The organism is Novacetimonas pomaceti (assembly GCF_003207955.1).
GTDB classification, from domain to species: domain Bacteria; phylum Pseudomonadota; class Alphaproteobacteria; order Acetobacterales; family Acetobacteraceae; genus Novacetimonas; species Novacetimonas pomaceti.
The window spans coordinates 1-838 of the sequence record NZ_NOXG01000112.1; the positions used below are offsets into that span (position 1 = coordinate 1).

Below are 838 nucleotides of genomic sequence, written 5' to 3' on the forward strand. Positions count from 1 at the left end.
CCAGATGGCCAACAGCAACGCCGTCAGAAGGGCGGCATAACAACAACCGGGTATAGCTTATCAAGCCCGCAAAACTGTCCGAACGGACGGGACCACCTCAACAACAGGAGGCCTACCACCTCGTCTGACTTGAGGTAGAACGCGCAGGCTGAGCATCTGAACTGGTTGCCCTGGACCTTGCCGATCTGAGCAGTGTCCGCGCATGCACCGATCAGTTGAATGAACGAACCCGCTGCGCGGGATTGGTGTGACATGGAAGTCTGTCACCACGGCGTGAGAGATCTATTTTATTTGTAACTGTCCTGATCGGGCCAAGCACTCTGGCTTTTTCCCACCAAAAGGAGCCCGGATGATGACGGAGTCCCTGTGCATTGCTGCAATCAGTCACCTTCGCCAGCGCCTGCTTGATGACATGGCGGTGCGGCGGTTCTCCCAGGGAACGCAACGCAATTACCTTCGCAATGTCGGCCGTTTCGCTATGTTTCTGGGCCGCTTAGGCGTCACGAATTGAGCCGCCATGACCACGTCGCCTTCGTTCTACTTGCTGTCATCGTCCACCATGATGACCAGTCGTCCTGCACGCATGGCCTGGCTCGCGTGGGCTATCCGCTTCCACTGACTGTCGCTCAGACCATACCGTCGCATTCACACTCTTCCCGTCCCATCAACAGGAAGAAAACATCACAGATCAAACGGGAGTACAAGCGGCATAATCCTCCCGCTTAACTGACGAAACGCCCTAGCAGCCTGTCGGGTTGGGCATTTTGCGGCTGATAACGCCGAGGCTGACCCGGCTTATGCTGCCTGAAGCCGTGCCATTCTTTTGCAGTTGTATGCG

At 56.3% G+C, this 838-nt stretch carries 1 protein-coding gene; it reads left to right on the forward strand.

Translation table 11 applies throughout. The annotated features are described in order from the left end of the window. The first annotated feature begins 349 nt into the window (after positions 1-349). Complete coding sequence (locus CFR71_RS15890) at positions 350-511, forward strand: hypothetical protein (RefSeq protein WP_239020463.1); 162 nt, start codon at positions 350-352, stop codon at positions 509-511. Positions 512-838 lie beyond the last annotated feature (327 nt).

What these genes read in the sequence shown, in the direction of transcription:
- CFR71_RS15890 (WP_239020463.1), top strand. Translation starts at nt 350, where the DNA reads ATGATGACGGAGTCCCTGTGCATTGCTGCAATCAGTCACCTTCGCCAG.